Below are 21,302 nucleotides of genomic sequence, written 5' to 3' on the forward strand. Positions count from 1 at the left end.
TGAATGGCTGAGGGCACGCTCGCCGCGCCCGTCAGGCGGCCTCGCGGCGATACACCGTGGCGCCGCGCCTGACCACGCGCGCGCAGAGCGGCCGGCCGAACCAGTAGGCGAGTTCGGCGAGCGAGGCCACCGGCCAGACCGCGAAATCGGCGGCGCGGCCGGCCGCGAGCAGCCCATGGCGATCGGCGCGGCCGAGCGCGGCCGCCGCGTGCCGCGTCACGCCGAGCAGCACCTCGGGCACCGTCATGCGGAACAGCGTGCAGCCCAGGTTCATGGTCAGCAGCAGCGAGGTGAGCGGCGAGGTGCCGGGGTTGTGGTCGGTCGCGATCGCGATCGGCACCTCGTGCCGGCGCAGCAGTTCGAGCGGCGGCAGCTGCGTCTCGCGGATGAAGTAGTAGGCGCCCGGCAGCAGCACGGCCACCGTGCCGGCCGCCTTCATCGCGATCACGCCGGCCTCGTCGAGATATTCGAGGTGATCGGCCGACAGCGCGCGGTAGCTCGCGGCCAGCGCGCTGCCGCCCGCGTTCGACAGCTGCTCGGCATGCATCTTCACCGGCAGCCCATGCGCCAGCGCCGCGTCGAACACGCGCCGGCTCTGTTCGAGCGAGAAGCCGATCCGCTCGCAGAATACGTCGACGGCATCGACGAGCCCCTCGGCCGCGAGCGCCGGCAACATGGTGTCGCAGACCAACGTGATGTAGTCGTCGGCGCGGCCCGCGTATTCGGGCGGCAGCGCGTGCGCGCCGAGGAAGGTGGTGCAGACGTCGACCGGGAACGCCTCGCCGAGCCGGCGCGCGACGCGCAGCATCTTGCGCTCGGCGTCGAGGTCGAGCCCGTAGCCGGACTTGATCTCGATCGCGGTCACGCCTTCGGCCAGCAGCGGCCGCAGCCGCGCGGCCGCCTGCTCGAACAGCGCGGCCTCGTCGGCCTCGCGCGTGGCGCGCACCGTCGAGACGATCCCGCCGCCCGCGCGCGCCACTTCCTCGTAGCTGGCGCCGGCCAGCCGCAGCGCGAATTCGTCGGCGCGCTGGCCGCCGTAGACGAGGTGGGTGTGGCAATCCACCAGGCCCGGCGTGACCCAGGCGCCGCCGAGGCTTTCGCGCGACCAGCCTGCGTAGGTGGCCGGCAGTTCGGCCCGCGCGCCGAGCCAGACGATCGTGCCGCTGTCGTCCACGGCGAGCGCCGCGTCGGCGAGCGTCTCGCGCGGGTCGCCCGCGGCGCAGAGATTCAGGTGATGCCAGACGGTAGGAGTCATCGGTTCATGCGGCCGCCGCGGCCGTCTTCGGAGTCAGTTCGATACAGAGCAGCGCGCCCTCGCCGTGGACCGTGCCGGTGATACCGCCCGCGCCCACGCCTGCGCTCGCGTCGATCCGCAGCGTGTCGAGCGCGCCGAGCGTGACGGCCTCGGCACCATCGATCGCGACGCCCGGCGCCCCGCTGGCGCAGAACAGCAGCAGCGTGGACGCGTGCGAGGCGATCGCGCCGCCGTCGCCGAGCACCGAAACGCGGCCGCTCATCACGGCGCGGCGCGTCATCAGGTTGAAGTCGCGCGTCGGGCCGTCGGCCAGATCGGCCGCGAGCGGCGTCTCGCCGGCGAACGCGAGGCGGTCGAGCGACGCGGCCAGCACCTGCCGCGCGCCATTCCCGTCCACCAGCGTCATGCCGGCGCCCGACAGCAGCACCAGCGTGCGATCGACGCCGGGAAACCGCGAGAACGGCCCGGGCTGCGCCACGTCGGCCACGCTGACGCGCCAGGCAAACGTGTCGAGCGAGGCCCCGGGCGGCTCGGCCGCGATCTCGCGCGTCACGCCGCCGCCGTTCTTCCACGGCGCGGCGACGAGTTGATCCGCGCGGATCAGCGTCAGGCGCGGTTCGGATGCCATCGTCATGACGCCCGACGCCCCAGCATCGGCAGCTTGAGCCCGACCTCGCGCGCGGTCTGCTGCGCGAGTTCATAACCGGCATCGGCGTGGCGCATCACGCCCGTGGCCGGATCGTTGAACAGCACGCGCCCCAGCCGCTCGTGCGCCGCCGCGCTGCCGTCCGCCACGATCACCACCCCCGCGTGCTGCGAGAAGCCCATCCCCACCCCGCCGCCATGGTGCAGCGACACCCAGGTCGCCCCGCCCGCCGTGTTCAGCAGCGCGTTCAGCAGCGGCCAGTCGCTGACCGCGTCCGAGCCGTCCTTCATCGCTTCGGTCTCGCGGTTCGGGCTCGCCACCGAGCCCGTGTCCAGGTGGTCGCGGCCGATCACGACCGGCGCCTTCAGTTCGCCATTCTTCACCATCTCGTTGAACGCCTGGCCCAGCCGGTAGCGATCCTTCACGCCCACCCAGCAGATCCGCGCCGGCAGCCCCTGGAACGCGATCCGCTCGCGCGCCATGTCGAGCCAGTTGTGCAGGTGCGCGTCGTCGGGGATCAGCTCCTTGACCTTCGCGTCGGTCTTGTAGATGTCCTCCGGATCGCCCGACAGCGCCACCCAGCGGAACGGCCCCTTGCCCTCGCAGAACAGCGGCCGGATGTAGGCCGGCACGAAGCCCGGGAAGTCGAACGCGTTCTGCACGCCCGTCTCCAGCGCCATCTGGCGGATGTTGTTGCCGTAGTCGAGCGTGGCCGCGCCGCGCTGCTGCAGCGTCAGCATCGCCTGCACCTGCCTGGCCATCGACTGCTTGGCCGGCGTGACGATGCTCTGCGGATCGACCTTGCGCGCCTGCTGCCACTGCGCCACGCTCCAGCCCTGCGGCAGGTAGCCGTTCACCGGATCGTGCGCGCTGGTCTGGTCCGTCACGCAGTCCGGCGTGATGCCGCGCGCGACCACCTCGGCGAACACGTCGGCCGCGTTGCCGAGCAGGCCGATCGACACCGGCCGGCCGTCGCGCCTGGCCTCGTCGAGCAGCGCGAGCGCCTCGTCGAGGCTGGTCGCCTTCCTGTCGACGTAGCGCGTCTTCAGGCGGAAATCGATGCGCGACTCGTCGCATTCCACCGCGATCATCGAGAAGCCGGCCATGGTGGCCGCGAGCGGCTGCGCGCCGCCCATCCCGCCCAGGCCCCCGGTCAGGATCCAGCGGCCCGACGGATCGCCGTTGAAGTGCTGGTTCGCCACCGAGAAGAACGTCTCGTAGGTGCCCTGGACGATGCCTTGGCTGCCGATGTAGATCCAGCTGCCGGCCGTCATCTGGCCGTACATCATCAGGCCCTGGCGGTCGAGTTCATTGAAGTGGTCCCAGTTGGCCCAGTGCGGCACCAGGTTCGAGTTCGCCAGCAGCACGCGCGGCGCGTCGGCGTGGGTGCGGAACACGCCGACCGGCTTGCCCGACTGGATCAGCAGCGTTTCGTTGTCCTCGAGGTCCTTCAGCGAGGCGAGGATCTGGTCGAAGCACGCCCAGTCGCGCGCGGCGCGGCCGATGCCGCCGTACACCACCAGCGCATGCGGATGCTCGGCCACCTCGGCGTCGAGGTTGTTCTGCAGCATCCGGTACGCCGCCTCGGCGAGCCAGGTCTTGCAGGTCTTCTCGGCGCCGCGCGGCGCGCGGATCACGCGCGTCGGATCGAGACGCGGATCGATGTGGTTCGGATGGTTCATGGTCGACGGCGCTCCAACGGAATATAGGGATACGTGACGGCTGGCTCGACCGGCGTGCCGCGCGGGCGGCCGGACGGGTGATGTCGGTTCAAAAATGGCCGGTGAAACGATAGCGGCCGCTCGGGTGCCACAGGTTCGCGATCGAGGCAACGATGCCCTGCGACCAGGTACGCCGGTGCAGCACGAGGCACGGTTCGGCGTCGCCCATCGCGAGCCGCTCGCGCATCGAGCGGTCGGGCAAGGCCGCCTCGATCCGGTACTCCACGCGCTGCAGCGGCGCGACGCGCATCAGGTACTGGTTCGGCGTGACGGCCGTGAAATCCTGCTCGATGTAACTGGCCGCCACGGCCGGGTTGACCCAGCGCTCCTCGAGCTGCACCGGCTCGTCGTTCTCGTAGTGCAGCATCGTCGAGCGGAACACGCGCGCGCCGACGGCCAGCTGCATCTCGCCCGCAAGCGCGTCGTCGGCCTCGATCGCCGCGAGGTCGAGCACCTTCGCGTCGTGGCGATGGCCGCGCGCGGTGATCTCGTCCGAGATGCTGCGGATCGCGACCAGCGTCGATTCGTACTTCGTGCGCGCCACGAACGTGCCGGCGCCCTGCACGCGCGTGAGCACCTGCTCGGCGGTCAGCTCGCGCAGCGCGCGGTTGACCGTCATGCGCGCGACCTTGAAGTCGCGCGCGAGCTCGTTCTCGGACGGCACCTGATCGCCCTCGGCCCACTCGCCCGCGTGAATCCGGCCAAGGATGAAATCCTTGATCTCCTGATAGGCGGGCGTGCTCATCGCCTTACTGCTCCGAGGCGAACGACAGCGGGCTCAGCGCCGCGAACGCGCCGGCCCGCACCAGCTGCGTGATCGACGCGATGTCGGGTGCGAAGTAGCGGTCGAGATCGTAGTGCGGCACCTGCTCGCGGATCACCCGCATCGCCTTGGCGAGCGCCGGGCTGGTCTCGTGCGGCTGGCGCAGGTCCACGCCCTGCGCGGCGGCCAGCAGCTCGATCGCGATGATCGCGGCGACGTTCTCGGCGATGTCGCCGAGCTTGCGCGCCGCGAAGGTCGCCATCGACACGTGGTCCTCCTGGTTCGCCGAGGTGGGCAGCGAATCGACCGAGGCCGGATGCGCGAGCGTCTTGTTCTCGGAAGCCAGCGCCGCGGCCGTGACGTGCGCGATCATGAAGCCCGAATTGACGCCGCCATCCTTGACGAGGAACGGCGGCAGGCCCGACAGCGTGGCGTCGATCAGGAGCGCGATGCGGCGCTCGGCGAGCGCGCCGATTTCGGAGGCGGCCAGCGCGAGGTTGTCGGCCGCGAACGCCACCGGCTCGGCGTGGAAGTTGCCGCCCGACAGCACTTCGAGCGTGTCGGGGAAGATCAGCGGGTTGTCGGACACGGCGTTCGCCTCGATCAGCAGCACCTCGGCCGCGTGGCGCATCTGGTCCAGGCAGGCGCCCATCACCTGCGGCTGGCAGCGCAGGCTGTACGGGTCCTGTACCTTCTCGCAATCCTGGTGCGAGAGGTTGATCTTCGAGCCGTCGAGCAGCGCGCGATAGGCCGCGGCCGCGTCGATCTGGCCGCGATGGCCGCGCAATTCGTGGATGCGCGCATCGAATGGCTTGACCGAACCGGCCGCCGCGTCCACCGACAGGGCGCCCGCCACCAGCGCGCTGCGGTACAGATCCTCGATCGCGAACAGGTTGTCGAGCGCGAGCGCCGTGGATGCCTGCGTGCCGTTCAACAGCGCGAGCCCTTCCTTGGCCTGCAGCGTGAGCGGCGCGAGGCCGACCGAGCGCAGCCCGTCGGCCGCGCTCGCGCGCTCGCCGCGGACGAACACTTCGCCGATGCCGAGCAGCGTGGCCGACATGTGCGCGAGCGGCGCCAGATCGCCCGACGCGCCGACCGAGCCCTTCACCGGGATCAGCGGCAGCACGTCGGCGTTGAACAGCGTGACGAGCGCGTTCATTACCTCGCGGCGGATGCCCGAGTGGCCGCGGCCGAGGCTCGACAGCTTCAGCGCGATCAGGAGGCGCACCACCGCCGGCTTCATCGGCTCGCCCACGCCCACCGCGTGCGACAGCACCAGGTTCTTCTGCAGCAGTTCGAGCTGGTCGTGCGGGATGTGGGTGCTGGCGAGGCGGCCGAAGCCGGTGTTGATGCCGTAGGCCGGCTCGCCCTTCGCCGCGATGTCCGCCACCGCCTGCGCGCCGCGATCGATCGCCGCGAAGCTGGCGGGGTCGAGCTCGATGCGCGCGTCCTCGCGAGCGATCGAGCGGAGCTGGGCGAGCGTCAGATGGCCGGGGGTCAACGTGATCATGAAAGGCATCCTGTCTATACAAGTGAGATGCGCATCAGTGTAGATGCGCAGACTTGTATAGACAATTCGTTTTCAATATTTGCCTGTCAGGGATTTCCCTAGCGGCCCGAGCGCCTGTGCAGCCGGCCGGAAACGGTGCCGGAAGCGCGCTGGCGGGGCGGTCGGGCGCGGGGAAACGAGGCTGGATCCAGGCCTGGCAGGCACGGCGTGAAGCGGTGCGCGATGAAGGGAGGCGGTGCGCGGCGGGCCCGCATGCGGGGAGTCGAGCCGCACCGCGCGGCGATTGATCACGGCGGAGTGGGTGCGGCTCGAGCGTGGCTCACATGCGGCTCATGTGCGGCCCGGAGCCGGCGGCGGGACCGTGGGTGGCGGCATGGCGCCGGCACGCCGTGGCGTGGATCGCCCTAAAAACCGGCCGGGGTCGCGACCGCCGCCGGCCCGGCCGACGGCTCAACCGCCGACCGGCCGCCAGGCGAGGCAGGCCGCATAACCGGGCGCGGCGTCGACCCAGGCCGCCGTATAGGCCGCCACGCCGCTTGCTGGCGCGAGCGGATCGACCACCGCCGGCGCAAGCGTGCCGGGCGCGCGCGGATCGAGCACCGAGAACGCGGTCAGGCCGCCCGTGATGCCGACGCCAAGCACCTTCAGCAGCGCCTCCTTGGCGGTCCAGACGCGGAAGAACGCGTCGCGCCTTGCCTGCGGCGCATGGCCGTGGACGGCGGCCTCGTCGGCCGGCGCGAACACCGACGGCCCCAGCGACGCCCAGTCGAGGCTGCTGCGCGCCGCCTCGATGTCGACGCCGACGCGCGTCGCCGCACTCCAGGCGATCAGCGCGTGGTCGCCCGAATGCGAGACGTTGAAGTCGAGCCGCGCGGTGCCGACATCGCCATCGGCACCGGCATCCACCGCCGCCGCGTCGTCCGGCGCCAGTTCGGGCCGCCCCGCCTCGTCCGTCACGAAGCGCAGCGACGCGGCCTGCAATTGCAGCGTGAAGCCGAGCAGATGGCGCAGCGCGGCGCGCGTGGCCGCGTGGCGGATCGCATCCTCGGCGCGCAGGAAGCGCGCGGCCCGCGCGCGCTCGGCCGCATCGAGCGCGGCGTGGGCCGGCGCGTCGAGCGGAGTGCCGAACGCGAAATCGACGCGCAGCAGCTGCACGCCGGCCCGCGCGGCTGCCTCGGGCACCGCGAGCGGCACCAGCCGGTGCGGCGCGAGCGCGGCGGCAAAAGGAACGGACGAAGCGGTCTCGAAGACGGAAGCCATGGGCGGGGGCGGCGCGCGGCCGGATCGCGAACGGGGAGCGCCGATCTTACCGGATCGCGTCGGATGACAGCGGCGCCTCTGCGGCCGGCGCAGGCCGGCGCAGGATCTCGCCCGGCGCGTCGGCCGGCAGCGCCGCCTCGCGCAGCCAGCCCGGCACGAGCGGCCACAGCGCCGACTCGAAGCGGCTGTGGAAAAACGCGAAATGCCCGATCTCGCTCACACCGATCCGCTCGGGCGCGATGCGCAGATGCGTGACGGGGCTGTGGACGTAGTAGCCGAGCAGCCGCTCGGTGGCCGCGATCGTGCCGAACGGATCGTCGCTGACGCTGATCGCGAGCAGCGGCGCCGTGAGGTTCGCGAAGCGCGCCACCATCGCGCGCCGCTCGTCCGGCGTCTCGGCGATCGGCGCGCGCCGGTAGGTATCCTCGAAACGCGGCCGGCTGCGGCTCCACGACAGCGCGACGCCCTTCGGCACGTCCTCCATCCAGCCGAGCCGCCGCGCCGGCAGGTAGCCGAGCAGATGCGCGAGCAGCGGCATCGCGACGTGCCATTTCCAGAACATGCGCCGGCGCGCCCACGGCGCGTAGTCGCGCCAGTGCGCCGTCTGCGAGCCGACCATCACCGCGCGGCGCACCCGCGCGTTCGAGGCCGCGAGCCCGAACGCGAAGCCGCCGACGCTGTGCGCCACCACGTCCACTGGCTGGCCCGGGAACGCGCGCGCCGCGTATTGCAGCACCGCCTCGCTGTCGAGCCGGCCCCAGTCGAGCCAGTTCGCGCGCAGCGCCCGCAGCGAGGCCGGCCGCGATTCGCCGATGCCGCGATAGTCGTAGACGAGCGCGTCGAAGCCCTGCGCGAACAGCCAGGCCGCGAAACGGAAGTAGTAGCGGCAGCGCACCGCCGTCGCGCACTGGATCACCACCACCGCGCGGTTCGGGTCGGGCGCGCGATGGCGCCATGCGAATCCGTTCAGCGCAAAGCCGTCCGCCGCCGGGGCGGTGAACGGCTCGGGCGGCAGGCTCGGCGTCGGGGCGCTCGTCATCGTGTCTCCTCCGGGGGCGACGGCGCCGGATGGCGGCGCGCGGCAGGCGTCGGTTGCGGGCCGGCGGGTCGCGGGCGGCCACGAATGCGGCCACTGTGCCACAGCGCGCGGCGCCGCGCATGCCGCGCCGGATGGACCATCTGGAACATTTCGTCGAGCCCGGCGAGGCGCGCGCGGTGCGGCTCGCCTAGCGTTTGGTCGCTTCGAGCGCGCCGAGCGCGCGCTTGCGCGCGGCGTCGTGATCGACGATCGGCTCCGGATAAGTGCGGCCCGGCACGACGCCGGCCGCCTCCAGCACCATCGGCTTGGCACGCCACGGCTCGTGGATCGCGTCGGCCGGCAGGCCCGCGAGTTCGGGCACCCAGCGGCGCACGTAGTCGCCGTCCGGATCGAACTTGCGGCCCTGCATGACCGGATTGAAGATCCGGAAGTACGGCGACGCGTCGGCGCCGCTGCCGGCCACCCACTGCCAGTTCGCCGAGTTGTTGGCGATGTCGGCGTCCACCAGCGTGTCCCAGAACCAGCGCTCGCCCGCGCGCCAGTCGAGCAGCAGATGCTTGATCAGGAACGAGGCCGTCACCATCCGCACGCGGTTGTGCATCCAGCCCGTTGCCCACAGCTCGCGCATCCCCGCGTCGACCAGCGGGTAGCCGGTGCGGCCCCGGCACCACGCCGCGAACGCCGCCTCGTCGCTGCGCCACGGCATCGCGTCGAAGCGGTCGCGATAGTTGCGCATCGGCAGCTCGGGGAAGTGGTAGAGCAGGCTCGTGTTGAACTCGCGCCAGCCCAGCTCGCTGAGGAATTTCTCGATGTCGGCCGCCACCGCCGCGCCGCCCTCGCGCTGGACGGCCAGCGCCGCGTGCCAGACCTGCCGCGCCGACAGCTGGCCGAAGCGCAGATACGGCGAGAGCCGGCTGGTGGCCGGGCGGTCGGGCCGGTCGCGCGCGTCGCCGTAGCCGCGGATCTTCTTGTCGAGGAACGTCTCGAGCAGCGCGAGGCCGCCCGCCTCCGACGGCTCCCACGCCTCGCGCAGGCCGCCCGCCCAGTCGGGACGGGTCGGCAGCAGGCCGAGCGCGTCGATGCGCGTGGCGCGCCGCGCGAGCGTCTCGGGCAGCCGGTGAAAGCGCCACGTCGCGGGCTCCGCGAGCGGCGGCGGCAGGTCGCCCGCCGCGCGCGCCGCGCGCCAGTAGGCCGTGAACACCTGGAACGCGCCGCCGCTGCCGGTGCGGATCTCCCACGGCTCGTGCAGCAGCGCGCCGTTGAAGCTCTCCACCTCGATCCCGGCGTCCTTCAGCGAACGCTTCAGCGCGGCGTCGGTTTCGCGCGCGAGCCCGTCGTAGCGGCGGTTCCAGTAGACCGCGCCGGCGCCGAGTTCACCGGCCAGCGCGTCGATCGTCTCGCGCTCGCCGCCTTCGAGCACGACGAGGCCGCCGCCATCCGCGGCGAGTTGCGCGTCGAGCGAACGCAGCGCGCCGTCGAGCCACCACAGCGCGGCGCCCCCGAGCGGACGCGTGCCGTCGCGCTCGAACACGTAGACGCACACGAGCGGGCGGCCCGACTCGGCCGCGCGCGCGAGCGCCGGGTTGTCGGTCACGCGCAGATCGTCACGGAACCAGACGATCGCGGGCTGGGCTTGGGAATCGGCGGACAAGGGCGAAAAGCTCCGGTGGAAACGGGTTGATGCCAGGATGCGGGCTGGCGCGATGCATGGCGCGGCGGCAGCGGCGGACCGCGAGGATACCGGCCGTGCGCCATGAAGCCTGTCGGGCTCGCGACGAGCGCCCGCATCGGGCGGAATGCGCGCCATTAAACCATGCGCGACCATCGTCCACCGGCGTCACGCCGGCCTGGGGCACCACCGAGGCGCGAGCGCCCGGTTCCGCGAGGCCGCGGAACCGGCGCGTTTCGCGTCTCCGGGCTGCGGTCGCGGCCCGTCCACGCCGTCCCGTCGACGATGCCGCCTCGATCAGCACCTCGCCCGAGCTGCCACGCGCCGGCCAGGTTTCGCCCCGGGCCCAGCAAGATCCGCGCCGCGGCCACGCCGCCTCGCGCGCCGCAGCGCCACCGCGCCATGACGCGCGTTTCAATCGCCGGCCGCGCGCGCCGGCTGGCCCCGCCCGCACCGGCCACCCGTTTGAAGTCCGCCACCTACCCGACGGGCTGGCGAAGCGCGCGGCCACGCCTTATAACTCAGCGAGGCACCGCCCCTCGCGCGGTGCAGCAGGCCTGCCCGCCCCGCGCGGCGGCCCGACGGGAACAGGAGGCAGACGATGGCGAATCCGCATCCGGCAGAGGCCGGCTGGACCGACGGCAAGCGTTACTGGTGGCTGCTCGGCGCGCTGACGATCACGCTGCCGATCGTCTCGGCGCAGCTCGCGCTGAGTACGGGCTGGCATCTGTTCTGGTGGTTCGGCCCGCTGTTCGCGTTCGGCGTGATCCCGCTACTCGACTGGCTGATCGGCGACGACGCCGGCAACCCGCCCGAGGCATCCGTGACCATGCTCGAAAACGACCGCTACTACCGCTACGTCGTGTATTTGGCCACGGCAGTCGTCTACCTGTCGTTCGGCGTCGCGCTGTGGGTGCTGCGCCACGTGCCGCTCACCGGCTACGACTACGCGGGCTTCGCGATGTCGCTCGGCGCGGCCACCGGCGTGTCGATCAACACCGCGCACGAACTCGGTCACAAGACGCATCGCGGCGAACGCTGGCTCGCCAAGCTCACGCTCGCGCCGGTCGCCTACGGCCACTTCTTCGTCGAGCACAATCGCGGCCACCACGTGCGCGTGGCGACGCCGCCCGACCCGGCCAGCGCGCGCTTCGGCGAATCGTTCTGGGCGTTCCTGCCGCGCACGTTCGCGGGCAGCATCGCCTCGGCCTGGCGGCTCGAGGCGCGCCGGCTCGAACAGGACGGGCGGTCCGTCTGGTCGCCGCGCAACGAGGTGCTGCACGCCTGGGCGATGACCGCCGTGCTGTGGGGCGCCGCGCTCGCCTGGTGCGGGCCGCGCGTGATCCCGTTCCTGTTGATCCAGGCCGTCTACGGCGCGTCGCTGCTGGAAGTGGTCAACTACGTCGAGCACTACGGGCTCGGGCGCCGGCAGTTGCCGAACGGACGCTACGAGCGATGCTCGCCCGAGCACTCATGGAACAGCAACCATGTCGTGACGAACCTGTTCCTCTACCAGCTCCAGCGCCACGCCGATCACCACGCGCACCCGACGCGCCCGTACCAGGCGCTGCGCCACTTCGATCACTCACCGCAACTGCCGTCCGGCTACGCGACGATGATCCTGCTCGCCTATCTGCCGCCGCTGTGGTTCCGCGTGATGAACCCGCGCGTGGCCGCCCACTACGGCGGCGACATGCGCCGCTTGAACATCAAGCCGTCGATCCGCGAGCGCGTGATCGCGCGCTACGCGGCGCAAGCGCCGGGCTGAGCGGAGCGTATCGGGGCGTATCGGGGCGTATCGGGGCGTATCGGGGCGTATAGGAGCGTATCGTGGCGAGGGTTTGCGGTGGCGGCACGCGCATGGCGCGAAGCTGGTGCGACGCGGCCGGGCCTTCATCGTCAGCGCGGCTTCAGAGCGACGCGATCGGCGGGGATTGCGGGGATTGCGGGGATTGCGGGGATTGCGGGGATTGCGGGGATTGCGGGGATTGCGGGGATTGCGGGGATTGCGACGCGGCCCTCGCGGGCGCGCGTCGCATGCAGCGGTTCAGACCGGGCGGCGCGCCGCCGGCATCAGACCGCCGCGACCGTCACCGACTTCGTGACGAGGTACGGCTCGAGCGCTTCCGGGCCGCCCTCCGAGCCGTAGCCCGAATCCTTCACGCCGCCGAACGGCATTTCCGGCCAGGGCGTGGCCGGCTGGTTGATCCACAGCATCCCCACTTCCACGCGCTGGGTCAGCAGGTGGACGTTCTTGAACGAACGCGTGAACGCGTAGCCGGCCAGGCCGTAAGGCAGGCGGTTCGCTTCGGTGATCGCATCGTCGAGCGAGTCGAAGCCGCGCACCGCCGCGACCGGACCGAACGGCTCGTTGTTGAACACGTCGGCGTCGAGCGGCACGTCGGCCAGCACGGTCGGCGCGAAGAAGTTGCCGGCCGAGCCGATCCGCTCGCCGCCCGTGGCCACCGTCGCGCCCGCCTTGCGTGCGTCGGCCACCACCTTCTCCATCGCCGTCAGGCGGCGCGGGTTCGCGAGCGGCCCGAGGCTCGTGCCGGCCGCGAGGCCATCGCCCACCTTCAGCCCTTCGGCGTGCTTGACCAGCGCCTTCACGAATTCCTCGCGCACGCTGTTGTGGACCAGGAAACGCGTCGGCGAGATGCAGACCTGGCCCGCGTTGCGGAACTTCGCGCCGCCGGAAGCCTTGACCGCGAGTTCGAGGTCGGCGTCCTCGGCGACGATCACCGGCGCGTGGCCGCCCAGCTCCATCGTCGCGCGCTTCATGTGCTGGCCCGCCAGCGCGGCGAGCTGCTTGCCCACCGGCGTCGAGCCCGTGAACGTGACCTTGCGGATCACCGGATGCGGGATCAGGTAGTTCGAGATCTCGGCCGGGTCGCCGTAGACGAGGCCCACCACGCCGGCCGGCACGCCCGCGTCCACGAACGCGCGCAGCAGCTGGGCCGGCGACGCCGGGGTTTCCTCCGGTGCCTTGACGAGGAACGAGCAGCCGGTGGCGAGCGCCGCGCTGAGCTTGCGCACCACCTGGTTGACCGGGAAGTTCCACGGCGTGAACGCCGCCACCGGGCCGACCGGCTCCTTGACCACCGTCTGCTGCACCGCCAGGTTGCGCGGCGGCACGATCCGGCCGTAGACGCGGCGGCCCTCGTCGGCGAACCATTCGATGATGTCGGCGGCCGACATCACTTCGATCTTCGCCTCGGCGAGCGGCTTGCCCTGCTCCAGCGTCATCAGCTGCGCGATCGAATCCGCGCGCTCGCGCACCAGCGCCGCGGCCTTGCGCATCAGCACCGCGCGCTCGTAGGCGCTGACCTTGCGCCATGCTTCGAAGCCGCGCTGCGCCGCGTCGAGCGCGCGGTCGAGATCGGCGATGCCCGCGTGCGCGACCTTGCCGATCACCTGGCCCGTCGCCGGATTCGCGACGTCGATGGTCTTGCCGCTGGCGGCATCGCACCACTCGCCGTTGATGAGGAGCTGCGTGTCGGTGTAGTTCGTATTCGTCATCTGGATATCCACCTGATCGGGAAAATGAGCGGCCAGGGCCGGGGGCCGGCGCCGGCCCGGACGCCCGAGGCTCGGGCGTGGGCGGCGCGCGCGGCCCGCGGCGTCCGGTTCGGCGACGGGCGCCGTCGACGACATGGCGGGCCGGACCGGTGCCGTGTCGTCCCGGGGCGCGGCCGGCCTGGCGGCACCGCCGGGCCGGCGCGCGGCCCGGTCCCGCGCGGCGCCTGCCGTCCGCGCAAAGACGTAAGCGTACCGCGTCCGGGAAAAGTCTGCGTGACAGGTCCGCGTAACCGCCTGACAGGTCCGCCTGACAGCCCCTCGGCCGGGCGGCCGGGCCGGCGCCCGCTCACGACGAGACGTTCGGGCATGAAACCGGGACGGGCCGGCGTGTCTGCCGCCCGTGCGCGGCGCGAAGATGGCGGATATCGACGGCACGCTTTCCCCGGCGCGCTTTTTTCTCTCTTTCCTTGATCGGAAGGCCCCATGTCACACGTCGAAAGTTTCGAATACGTGTTTCTCGGTGGCGGCAAGGGCGGCAAGACGCTCGCGATGGAACTGGCGCGCGCCGGCCGGCACGTGACCGTGGTGCATGACGGCGCGCGCGGCGCGAGGACGAGGACGTGAGCGCCGCGATCGAGGCCGCGTTCGCCGCCGAGGGCATCGCGATCCGCAAGGGCGCGCGTGCCGCCGAGGTGAGCGGCACCTCGGGCCGGGCGGTGACGCTGCGCCTCGACGACGGCGGCAGCATGACCGGCAGCCACTTGCTGGTGGCCACCGGGCGCACGCCGCTCACGCGCGGCATCGGCCTCGCCGCGGGCGGCGTCGGACGCGTGACTACGGCGTGGACGAAGCGCTCGTCGCGCCGCTGACCCGCGTGCCGGACCTGCTCGCGGCGGCCATCGCGCCCGCGACGCTACGCGCAAAGAATGTCCCGGCGCCGCCGCGCTCGGGCGACGGCAAAATTTCCTGGTGACAGCCAGGGTCCCGAGCCTGCAGGCAGGCCGCCGCAGTTCGTCCACCTCGGCGCCGCTGGTTGCGGTCGCGACGGCGACAGTCAATAGAAAACCTCACCCTGCAGGCGAACCGCTTTCTGTCCGCGACGGCCGCCGTCATCTTCGTTCGATGCGTACATTAACGAGTATCGCGGACTGGACTAACTTGGACCTAGTCCACCAGGAGCAATCATGCAAACCGTCAACATTCATGAAGCGAAGACTCAGTTTGCGCGCTTGGTCGACGCTGCGGCCGGCGGGGAGGAAATCGTGATTGCGAAGGCGGGTAAGCCAGCCGCGCGTCTGGTGCCGATGGCGCAGGTCAAGGTGGCGCGGCGGTTTGGTGGCTTGAAAGGCAAGATTCGCATCACTGACGATTTCGACGCGCCGCTTCCCGGCGACGTGCTCGCGGAATTCGAGGGACGTTGATGCGCCTGTTGCTCGATACCACATTTTTCTCTGGTCGGTCGCGAACGCCCCAGGCTGAGCGCGAAAGCGCGGCAGTTGATACGGGATGCCGAGGACGTATTCGTGAGTCGCGCCGCTATCTGGGAGGCGTCGATCAAAGCGGGGCTTGGCAAACTCGATGTCGATGTGAACCTGCTGGTGGCCGAGATTCATGCAAGCGGGTTTGTAGAGCTTCCGGTGCGTGCCGTTCACGCTGCCATGGTTCGTGATTTGCCTGAGACTCACCGCGCCCCATTCGACCACCTTTTGGTGGCGCAGTCTCCATGTGAGCCGCTACGGCTGGTGACCTGCGATGGCCACCTTTCGAAATACACGGACCTCGTTATCACGATAAAGATCGCGACGGTTGCAGAGCATATTTCCCGACGCGTCGTCGATAGCGGCGGTTACGAAGTCCGGGCAGAGCCGCGGAATCATGGTCGTGCAAAAAACCGGGCGGTCGGGGCGATCGGCGGTCCGGCTATCTTTCGCGAGATCAAGAGCGGGGCACGTCCGGGCGGCATCAAGGACGCGGGCACGGAACGAGAAGCTTTGGACAAGCGGCGTATGGTGCTTCGGTGGGGCGCCGGAGGATACCGAGTACGCGGTCTGCGAAACTTGGTGAATCTCTGCGACGATCGGAAAAGAGGCGAAAGAGAAGTGCGAGCGAAACGCAGCCGTGACGGCGCGCGCGCGATTGAAAAACACCAGCCACGGCCACTGGATCGCGCGGCATCGCGAGCGCCATGCCTTCGCGGTGCGTGGGCTGCCACGCCTCACGCCGCTTCGTCCTGCATCGCGCGACGCCCGCGGTCGCGGCTGCGCGCGCGCCATTGCGCCGGCGTCACGCCCACCTGCCGCTTGAACACGCGCTGGAACGCGGCATCGGACTGGTAGCCGACGCGCTCGCCGATCTCCGCGACCGACAGCGTGCCCTCGCCGAGCAGCTTGCCAGCCACCGTCATGCGGATCTCCGTGAGCAGATCGCTGGCCGAGCGACCGAGCGCCTCGTCGAAGTGCCGCGCGAAGGTCGCGCGCGACATGTGGCACAGCTCGGCCAGTTCGGGCAGCGTCCACGGCCGCTCGGGCGCATCGAACATCGCCATGAGCGCCGGCTGCAGGCGCGGGCGCGCGGCCAGCGCGAGCAGGCCGCGCGGCGGCTCGCCCGACTCGCTCGCGAAACGCATCGCCAGCGCGAACAGCGCGCCCGACAGATGGTTGACGAGCGCCATGCTGCCCGCGCCGAGTTCGGCCGACTCCTCGCGCATCAGCTCGACGAGCCGCGTCAGGCGGTTCGTGCCCGGCGCCTCGCCGCCGGCCTCGTCGCTTGCCGGTGCCGAGGTCCTGACCAGCAGACGGCCCGGCAGATGGTCGCGCAGCAACTGCTGCGGCATCGCCGGCAACAGGAAACGCCCGCACAAGACGTCGGCCGGCGCGCCGCGCCCCTGGTTCGTCACCACTTCCAGGCCATCGACGAACTGCGTCGTCGATCCCGCCGGCTTCCTGCCGCTGCCGTCGTGCAGCGCGTGCAACGCGCCCGACGGCAGCATCACGATGTCGCCGGCCCGCATCGCCAGCGGCGGGCCGTTGCCGTCCTCGAACAGCGCCTCGCCGCTCAGCAGCACGTGATAGTGAATCTCGTGCTCGGCCGCCGCCGCACTCTGGATGCGCCACGGCGCGCCGAACTGGCAGCGTGCTTCCAGTTCGCCCGTCACGGGCATCAAGGCCAGCAGGCGGCTCAGCAGGTCCATCGGGGGCTCCGGGTCGGGTCGTCGGGGTGGCACAGAAAAGTGTTGGCGATGCTCGACAGGTTGAGATAATAAAGCATCGAAAATACGAATAATATGATCGATTGACTCAATTCATTCATCGTGATGCCGATTTCCGGGCCGTGAAACGACAGCGCCCTGCCGCTCACGCGATGCGCGAGCGGCAGGGCGCCGGGAAAATGTGCCGGGACGCGTGCGTTCAGGTGGTGGCCAGACCCGACTCCTGCGCGGCCTGCGTGACCTTCTGCACGTAGGTCGGGTCGCCCGTGCCGGCCGGCGTCGAGTTCAGGTTGCCGAGGTCGACGCCGTTCGGGCCGGAGTTGTAGGCGCGCAGCGCTGCGTCCATGTTGCCGCCAAACTGCGTGGCGAGATCCTTCATGTAGTTCGCGCCGGCACGGATGTTGTCGGCCGGGTTCGAGATATCGCCACCACCGTACTTCTGGAACTCGTCCGGGCCGAGCTGCATCAGCCCGCCGCCCGGCGTGTCGGCGACGCCCTTCGACTCCTGCCAGATCTGGCCGGCCAGAATGCCGGGCGGCACGCCCGTGGCCTGCGAGGCCGACATGATCTCGCTGTTGTACTTGCTGGCAACCTGCTGCGGAGTCATGTCGCCGCCGGAGGTGGCCGGCGGCGATTGCACGGCCGAGGCGGAGGCGGGCTGCGGCGTGGTCGTGGCGTCAGTGGTTGGGGTGGTCGACGTGGCTGCGTCAGCGCTCGGGATTGCACCCGATGCGGCGCCAGTTGCCGGCGTGGCGGCGGGGGCGGCTGCCGCGAGAGTGGACGGCGCGCCGACACCCCCACTGCCCAGCCCGCCGCCGCCGAACGACGGCATGCCACCGCCGCCGCCCCCTCCGCCACCCACGCCGCCGACCGACGGCGACGGGTTGTTGTTCAGGCTGGCGGTCATCTGCAGCGCGGCAATCAGTGCGCGAATCAATTGCTCGATCTGCTGGAGTTGCTGCAGCGCCTGGCTGACGGCGGAATTTTGCGTCGGGTCGAAACTGCTCGAACCGACCGAACTCACGGACAACGACATGGACGTCTCCCTCTGAGGACGGCGTGACGGATATTCCGGAACTCTAGGCCTGCCGCGCGAACGGCGGCCGGGCGGCGCGAAGGCCGCGACGGGGATGCGAAAGCAGGGGGCGCGGGGCGAGCATCATGTCGTCGGCAAGCCGACGCGCCGGACGGCCGAGGGGGCTGGCGGGGCGCGCGCGGAGTTTGCTATACTCTCGCTCTTGCTGGAGAGATGGATGAGTGGTTTAAGTCGCACGCCTGGAAAGCGTGTATAGGTTTACGCCTATCGGGGGTTCGAATCCCCCTCTCTCCGCCAGGATTCCCAAACCCTTGTAGAATAAGGCTTTCCAAGCAAAATCAAGGGTTTAAGCATGGTGGACAAGGTGGGTGGTACACCGGGACAAATGACAAACCACCTCACGCGTCGTGGCGCTCGCTACTACTTCCGCCGCAAAATTCCCAAAGCGCTCCATGCCCACTACGGCAAGCAGGAAATCGTCCGTGCGCTTGGGACCTCTGACTACTCCGAAGCGAAACGCCTTGCGGCTGTGCAGACCGTTATCACAGACGCGGAATGGGCCGCGCTCGCTGCGGCACTGGCCGCACCTCAGCACCTTGATGAAGGTATGGCGGATGTGGTCCAGCACGAGGTAGAAGGTGACGCCGAATGGGAGGCAGACCTTTCCGCAAATCCGGGGTGGCATGACGCTGCGGCCGAGGGGCGCAAGCAAGCGCGCGAATCCATGGACACGCTACTTAGCTCCATGGGCCTCCCTACGCCCCAACAACTCGACCACCTGAACGCGTTTGGCGGCTTTGATGCCGACAACATGCCGTCGCTCGACAAGGCTCGGAAGGCGCGACGATTGATAAATGCGCCCGTTTCTTCGCCGGGCATTCCTGCATCGATCTCCCCGACGCACACGGGAACACCGCCGCCGTCGCTGCTAGATACAGTCAGCCTCGCTGATCTCTGCGACCGATGGGCGACGGAGCGAAAACCCGCCGCACGCTCGGTTGCCAAATACAATAAGGCGGTTGAGCGCTTCTATTTGCTCGTGGGCCGTGTTCCTATCGAACACATCACACGCCGTCACGTTGTCGAATTTAAAGATAGGTTGGTTGAGACGGGAGTCAGCATTCCCCAAACGAATCACACGCTTGATTGCTTGGGCACGCTATTCAATTTTGGCCTGACCAATGACTTAGTGCAGTCGAACGTGGCCCGTGGAGTCAAGCTGATTGACAATCGGTCTAGCAAGGCCAAGCGACTCCCGTACACACTTGACCAACTCCGCATCATCTGTGCAAACCTACCGCGCCCGCGAGACGATCGTGAGGGGTTCTGGCTACCGCTGCTCGGCCTCTATACCGGCGCACGTTTAGCCGAACTATGCCAACTTACGCCCTCTGATGTGCGAGAGGAAACGTATTTCGACGCGGACGGGGAGCGCCGCGCATGGTGCATCTACATCAATAACGACAGCGACGGTAAGCGCGTTAAGACTGCTAGCAGCGTCCGTCGTATTCCTATCCATCCGGTCCTGATCGAGCAGGGGTTTATTGATCTTGCCAAATCTCGCTTTGGCAAGCTCCGCATTTTCGATCTTGAGCCTAATAAGGCGGGAGAGTTTGGGCAGGATTTTTCAAAGGTATACGGGAAGTTTCTGCGCGGCACATGCGGCATAACTGATCCGAAGCGCGTCTTTCACTCGTATAGGCACACATTCAAAGACGTATGCCGCGAATGCGGTATTAGCAAGGAACTAGCGGACGCAATGCAGGGGCACGACGACGGCGATAGCTCGTCAGAGTACGGGGGGGAATTTTATCCATTGCGACCACTCGTCCAGGCGATTACGACATATCAAATCAGGGGACTGACGTTACCTCCTGTGCAATAAAGCCTAGCTGCAACGACATACATCTTGCTTGGTCGGCCCGGGGACGGCACATGCCGTTCCAATGCCACTACGTGTATGAGGCTGGACTAGCCTAAACAGAAGCATCAGATCGCCTGACTTCGTTCGGCAAGTTTGCGACAGTCGACAGCCGGTGTCAGCGGGCGCTTGAATGACGCTTCCCCAATAGCACGCGAGTGTTTATTCGCTGTGCAATGTGCGGTCGTTTGTTGAACACGCGGGGCGAGTACATCCGAGAATTGATCTTCGAGCCTCAATGGCAAGGACGGAGGTGGCACCCGCCGCAGGGATAAGCTTGCCCCGTCTCAACCCGAGCAGCCGGGCAATGGTGGACGCGCAGGCAAGCCTTGCATCGCAGGACGCGCAGATATTGGGCAACCGGGCATTGTCGCAGAAGGAGTCTGGTTCACCAATTCCCGCTGGATAAATGCGCCCATCCCGCGCATGCAGCGTACGCGGGCGGGCGAGTGGCGTAAGCGGCCGCAAATAGATGCAGCACAACTAGGTCCGGGTCTGCTACGATGCCAGCACATATAACCCAGTCACTGTTCATTCATGAACCTGCAAACCCATATTCCCGAAGCGCTATGGGACGCGATCCGCGTGGCTTACGAAGCGGAGAATTATTCCCATTCGATACTTGACGCAACGCACTTTATTAGCAATTTGCTGCGCGAGCGTGCTGGCGTAGACGGTGACGGATCGGCATTGATCGGGCAGGCGCTCGGAGGTGAGAACCCGAAGCTCCGATTGAATGCATTGCAAACGGAATCAGACCGAAATGTGCAAAAAGGCTACGAGCAAATTTTGCGAGGAATTTACATCGGCATTCGAAATCCTCGTAGTCACGAGCCAACGCAAGACACGCAGGAAACAGCCAATTCTATTATCTTCTTCCTTGGACATCTTGTTGATGTGCTAAGCGCATCGAAGGATGTTTTCACGGTTGCCTCCTTCATGGGCAAGGTTCGGGACCCTGAATTTGTTGAGTCGCAGCGTTACGCTAATCTTCTAGTCGCAGAAATCCCCACTTTGCGCCTCACTGAAGCCATCACTGCATTGTTTAAGGAGCGGCTGACACTCGATCTTGGTAAATTGCGATTTTTAACGCGGGCGTTGCTTGACGCTCTTTCGCCTACGCAGACAAACAATTATCTCGCCGTTGTTTCTGACGAATTGCGCATTGCCACTGAGGATGCTGCAATCAGAACGGCACTACGGTTGCTAAAGCCCGAACTCTGGCAGAATTTGCAGGAACTCCCCCGGCTACGGATCGAGAACAAACTGATCGCTGGCATCAAGTCTGGCGAAGTGCTGCAGTCAGGCAAAACCAGCTCGTCACTGGCTACGTGGTCGAACACTTTCCTGGGCCACTTCTCTTTGCGGCAAGAGGCAGCGCGAGCGCTTGTTTCTCGCTTAGAGGAATCAAACCCGAATGCGAGACTCTACGTAGTCAAGTTCTTCTTTGCTCAGCTTGATGAGGTATTGCTCGAACCTACTTTCATTTCTAGAGCGGTGCGCGCAGTCTCAAACGCGGTCAAGAACGGAGAAGAATCGGTGCGCAGCAAACTCATAAGTGCCGTGACCTTGCTAAACGCGGACTGGCAGAAACGATTCGCCGAGGCGCTAGAGAGTGAAACGGATCCCGACAATCCGGGGGTTCTACTGGATGACGGCACGCCTTTCTTATCGTCACCGGCGAATGAAAACGACATCGCGTTCTAGTAGTGGCAGCAGCAGCGGCAAAATATCTCTGCACCTTCGCCACTGTGG

18 protein-coding genes, 1 tRNA gene and 1 pseudogene are annotated in these 21,302 nt (G+C 68.4%); 9 read left to right on the forward strand and 11 right to left on the reverse strand.

What is annotated here, in order from left to right; genetic code table 11:
• Positions 1-31 precede the first annotated feature (31 nt).
• The 8 genes from hutI to bpln_RS13155 all read right to left on the reverse strand — a co-directional run bounded on the left by hutI (position 32) and on the right by bpln_RS13155 (position 9,845).
• The gene (gene hutI, locus bpln_RS13120) at positions 32-1,255 is read right to left on the reverse strand and encodes an imidazolonepropionase (RefSeq protein WP_055139010.1); all 1,224 of its coding nucleotides are present in this window, start codon (positions 1,253-1,255) and stop codon (positions 32-34) included.
• Between the two features lie 4 nt (positions 1,256-1,259).
• Positions 1,260-1,889 carry a HutD/Ves family protein gene (locus tag bpln_RS13125; protein ID WP_055139011.1) on the reverse strand — a complete coding sequence of 210 codons (630 nt, stop codon included), beginning with the start codon at positions 1,887-1,889 and terminating at the stop codon, positions 1,260-1,262.
• Positions 1,886-3,583 carry a urocanate hydratase gene (gene hutU, locus bpln_RS13130; protein ID WP_055139012.1) on the reverse strand — a complete coding sequence of 566 codons (1,698 nt, stop codon included), beginning with the start codon at positions 3,581-3,583 and terminating at the stop codon, positions 1,886-1,888. The genes bpln_RS13125 and hutU overlap by 4 nt, the downstream gene beginning before the upstream one ends.
• Positions 3,584-3,671: 88 nt before the next feature.
• A complete protein-coding gene (hutC, locus tag bpln_RS13135) occupies positions 3,672-4,367 on the reverse strand; it encodes a histidine utilization repressor (RefSeq protein ID WP_042625531.1) in 696 nt (231 codons plus the stop codon).
• Positions 4,368-4,371: 4 nt separating this feature from the next.
• A complete protein-coding gene (gene hutH / locus bpln_RS13140) occupies positions 4,372-5,895 on the reverse strand; it encodes a histidine ammonia-lyase (RefSeq protein WP_055139527.1) in 1,524 nt (507 codons plus the stop codon).
• 450 nt (positions 5,896-6,345) lie between these two features.
• Positions 6,346-7,155, reverse strand: a complete 810-nt coding sequence (locus tag bpln_RS13145) for a 4'-phosphopantetheinyl transferase family protein (protein WP_055139013.1) — start codon at positions 7,153-7,155, stop codon at positions 6,346-6,348.
• Between the two features lie 46 nt (positions 7,156-7,201).
• A complete protein-coding gene (locus tag bpln_RS13150; protein WP_042625533.1) occupies positions 7,202-8,194 on the reverse strand; it encodes an alpha/beta hydrolase family protein in 993 nt (330 codons plus the stop codon).
• Between the two features lie 187 nt (positions 8,195-8,381).
• Positions 8,382-9,845: a cryptochrome/photolyase family protein gene (locus tag bpln_RS13155; RefSeq protein ID WP_055139014.1), complete on the reverse strand. Its 1,464-nt coding sequence runs from the start codon at positions 9,843-9,845 to the stop codon at positions 8,382-8,384.
• A 619-nt stretch (positions 9,846-10,464) separates the two neighbouring features.
• Here bpln_RS13155 and bpln_RS13160 point away from each other — a divergent pair.
• Entirely contained in the window at positions 10,465-11,631 is a 1,167-nt protein-coding gene (locus tag bpln_RS13160; RefSeq protein ID WP_055139015.1) for an alkane 1-monooxygenase, read from the forward strand.
• Positions 11,632-11,936: 305 nt separating this feature from the next.
• Here bpln_RS13160 and bpln_RS13165 read toward each other — a convergent pair whose 3' ends face one another.
• Positions 11,937-13,382: an NAD-dependent succinate-semialdehyde dehydrogenase gene (locus tag bpln_RS13165; protein ID WP_055139016.1), complete on the reverse strand. Its 1,446-nt coding sequence runs from the start codon at positions 13,380-13,382 to the stop codon at positions 11,937-11,939.
• 483 nt (positions 13,383-13,865) lie between these two features.
• Between bpln_RS13165 and bpln_RS37760 the strand changes: the two genes are divergently transcribed.
• From bpln_RS37760 to bpln_RS38385, 5 genes and pseudogenes are all read left to right on the forward strand, one after another.
• A complete protein-coding gene (locus bpln_RS37760) occupies positions 13,866-14,006 on the forward strand; it encodes a hypothetical protein (protein WP_244131963.1) in 141 nt (46 codons plus the stop codon).
• Positions 14,003-14,251: an FAD-dependent oxidoreductase gene (locus bpln_RS37765; protein WP_055139017.1), complete on the forward strand. Its 249-nt coding sequence runs from the start codon at positions 14,003-14,005 to the stop codon at positions 14,249-14,251. Before bpln_RS37760 ends, bpln_RS37765 begins: the two co-directional genes overlap by 4 nt.
• On the forward strand, positions 14,224-14,355 hold the full coding sequence (locus bpln_RS38180; protein ID WP_275472432.1) for a hypothetical protein: 132 nt from the start codon (positions 14,224-14,226) through the stop codon (positions 14,353-14,355). Before bpln_RS37765 ends, bpln_RS38180 begins: the two co-directional genes overlap by 28 nt.
• 211 nt (positions 14,356-14,566) lie before the next feature.
• Entirely contained in the window at positions 14,567-14,803 is a 237-nt protein-coding gene (locus tag bpln_RS13175; protein WP_055139018.1) for a type II toxin-antitoxin system Phd/YefM family antitoxin, read from the forward strand.
• Positions 14,803-15,175: pseudogene (locus bpln_RS38385) on the forward strand (type II toxin-antitoxin system VapC family toxin); the annotation flags it as partial. The gene bpln_RS13175 and the pseudogene bpln_RS38385, both read left to right, overlap by 1 nt.
• Before the next feature lie 422 nt (positions 15,176-15,597).
• On the opposite strand, the gene bpln_RS13180 reads toward bpln_RS38385, so the two are convergent.
• Both bpln_RS13180 and bpln_RS13185 read right to left on the reverse strand, forming a co-directional pair.
• Complete coding sequence (locus tag bpln_RS13180) at positions 15,598-16,572, reverse strand: AraC family transcriptional regulator (protein WP_055139019.1); 975 nt, start codon at positions 16,570-16,572, stop codon at positions 15,598-15,600.
• A gap of 217 nt (positions 16,573-16,789) precedes the next feature.
• A complete protein-coding gene (locus tag bpln_RS13185) occupies positions 16,790-17,626 on the reverse strand; it encodes a lytic transglycosylase domain-containing protein (protein ID WP_055139020.1) in 837 nt (278 codons plus the stop codon).
• 207 nt (positions 17,627-17,833) lie between these two features.
• Between bpln_RS13185 and bpln_RS13190 the strand changes: the two genes are divergently transcribed.
• From bpln_RS13190 to bpln_RS34020, 3 genes are all read left to right on the forward strand, one after another.
• Positions 17,834-17,923 (forward strand) — tRNA-Ser (locus bpln_RS13190).
• A gap of 55 nt (positions 17,924-17,978) precedes the next feature.
• Complete coding sequence (locus bpln_RS35550) at positions 17,979-19,511, forward strand: DUF6538 domain-containing protein (protein WP_148654021.1); 1,533 nt, start codon at positions 17,979-17,981, stop codon at positions 19,509-19,511.
• Between the two features lie 573 nt (positions 19,512-20,084).
• Entirely contained in the window at positions 20,085-21,254 is a 1,170-nt protein-coding gene (locus tag bpln_RS34020) for a TIGR02391 family protein (protein WP_082465287.1), read from the forward strand.
• The last annotated feature ends 48 nt before the right edge of the window (positions 21,255-21,302 follow it).

Source organism: Burkholderia plantarii (assembly GCF_001411805.1).
GTDB lineage: Bacteria > Pseudomonadota > Gammaproteobacteria > Burkholderiales > Burkholderiaceae > Burkholderia > Burkholderia plantarii.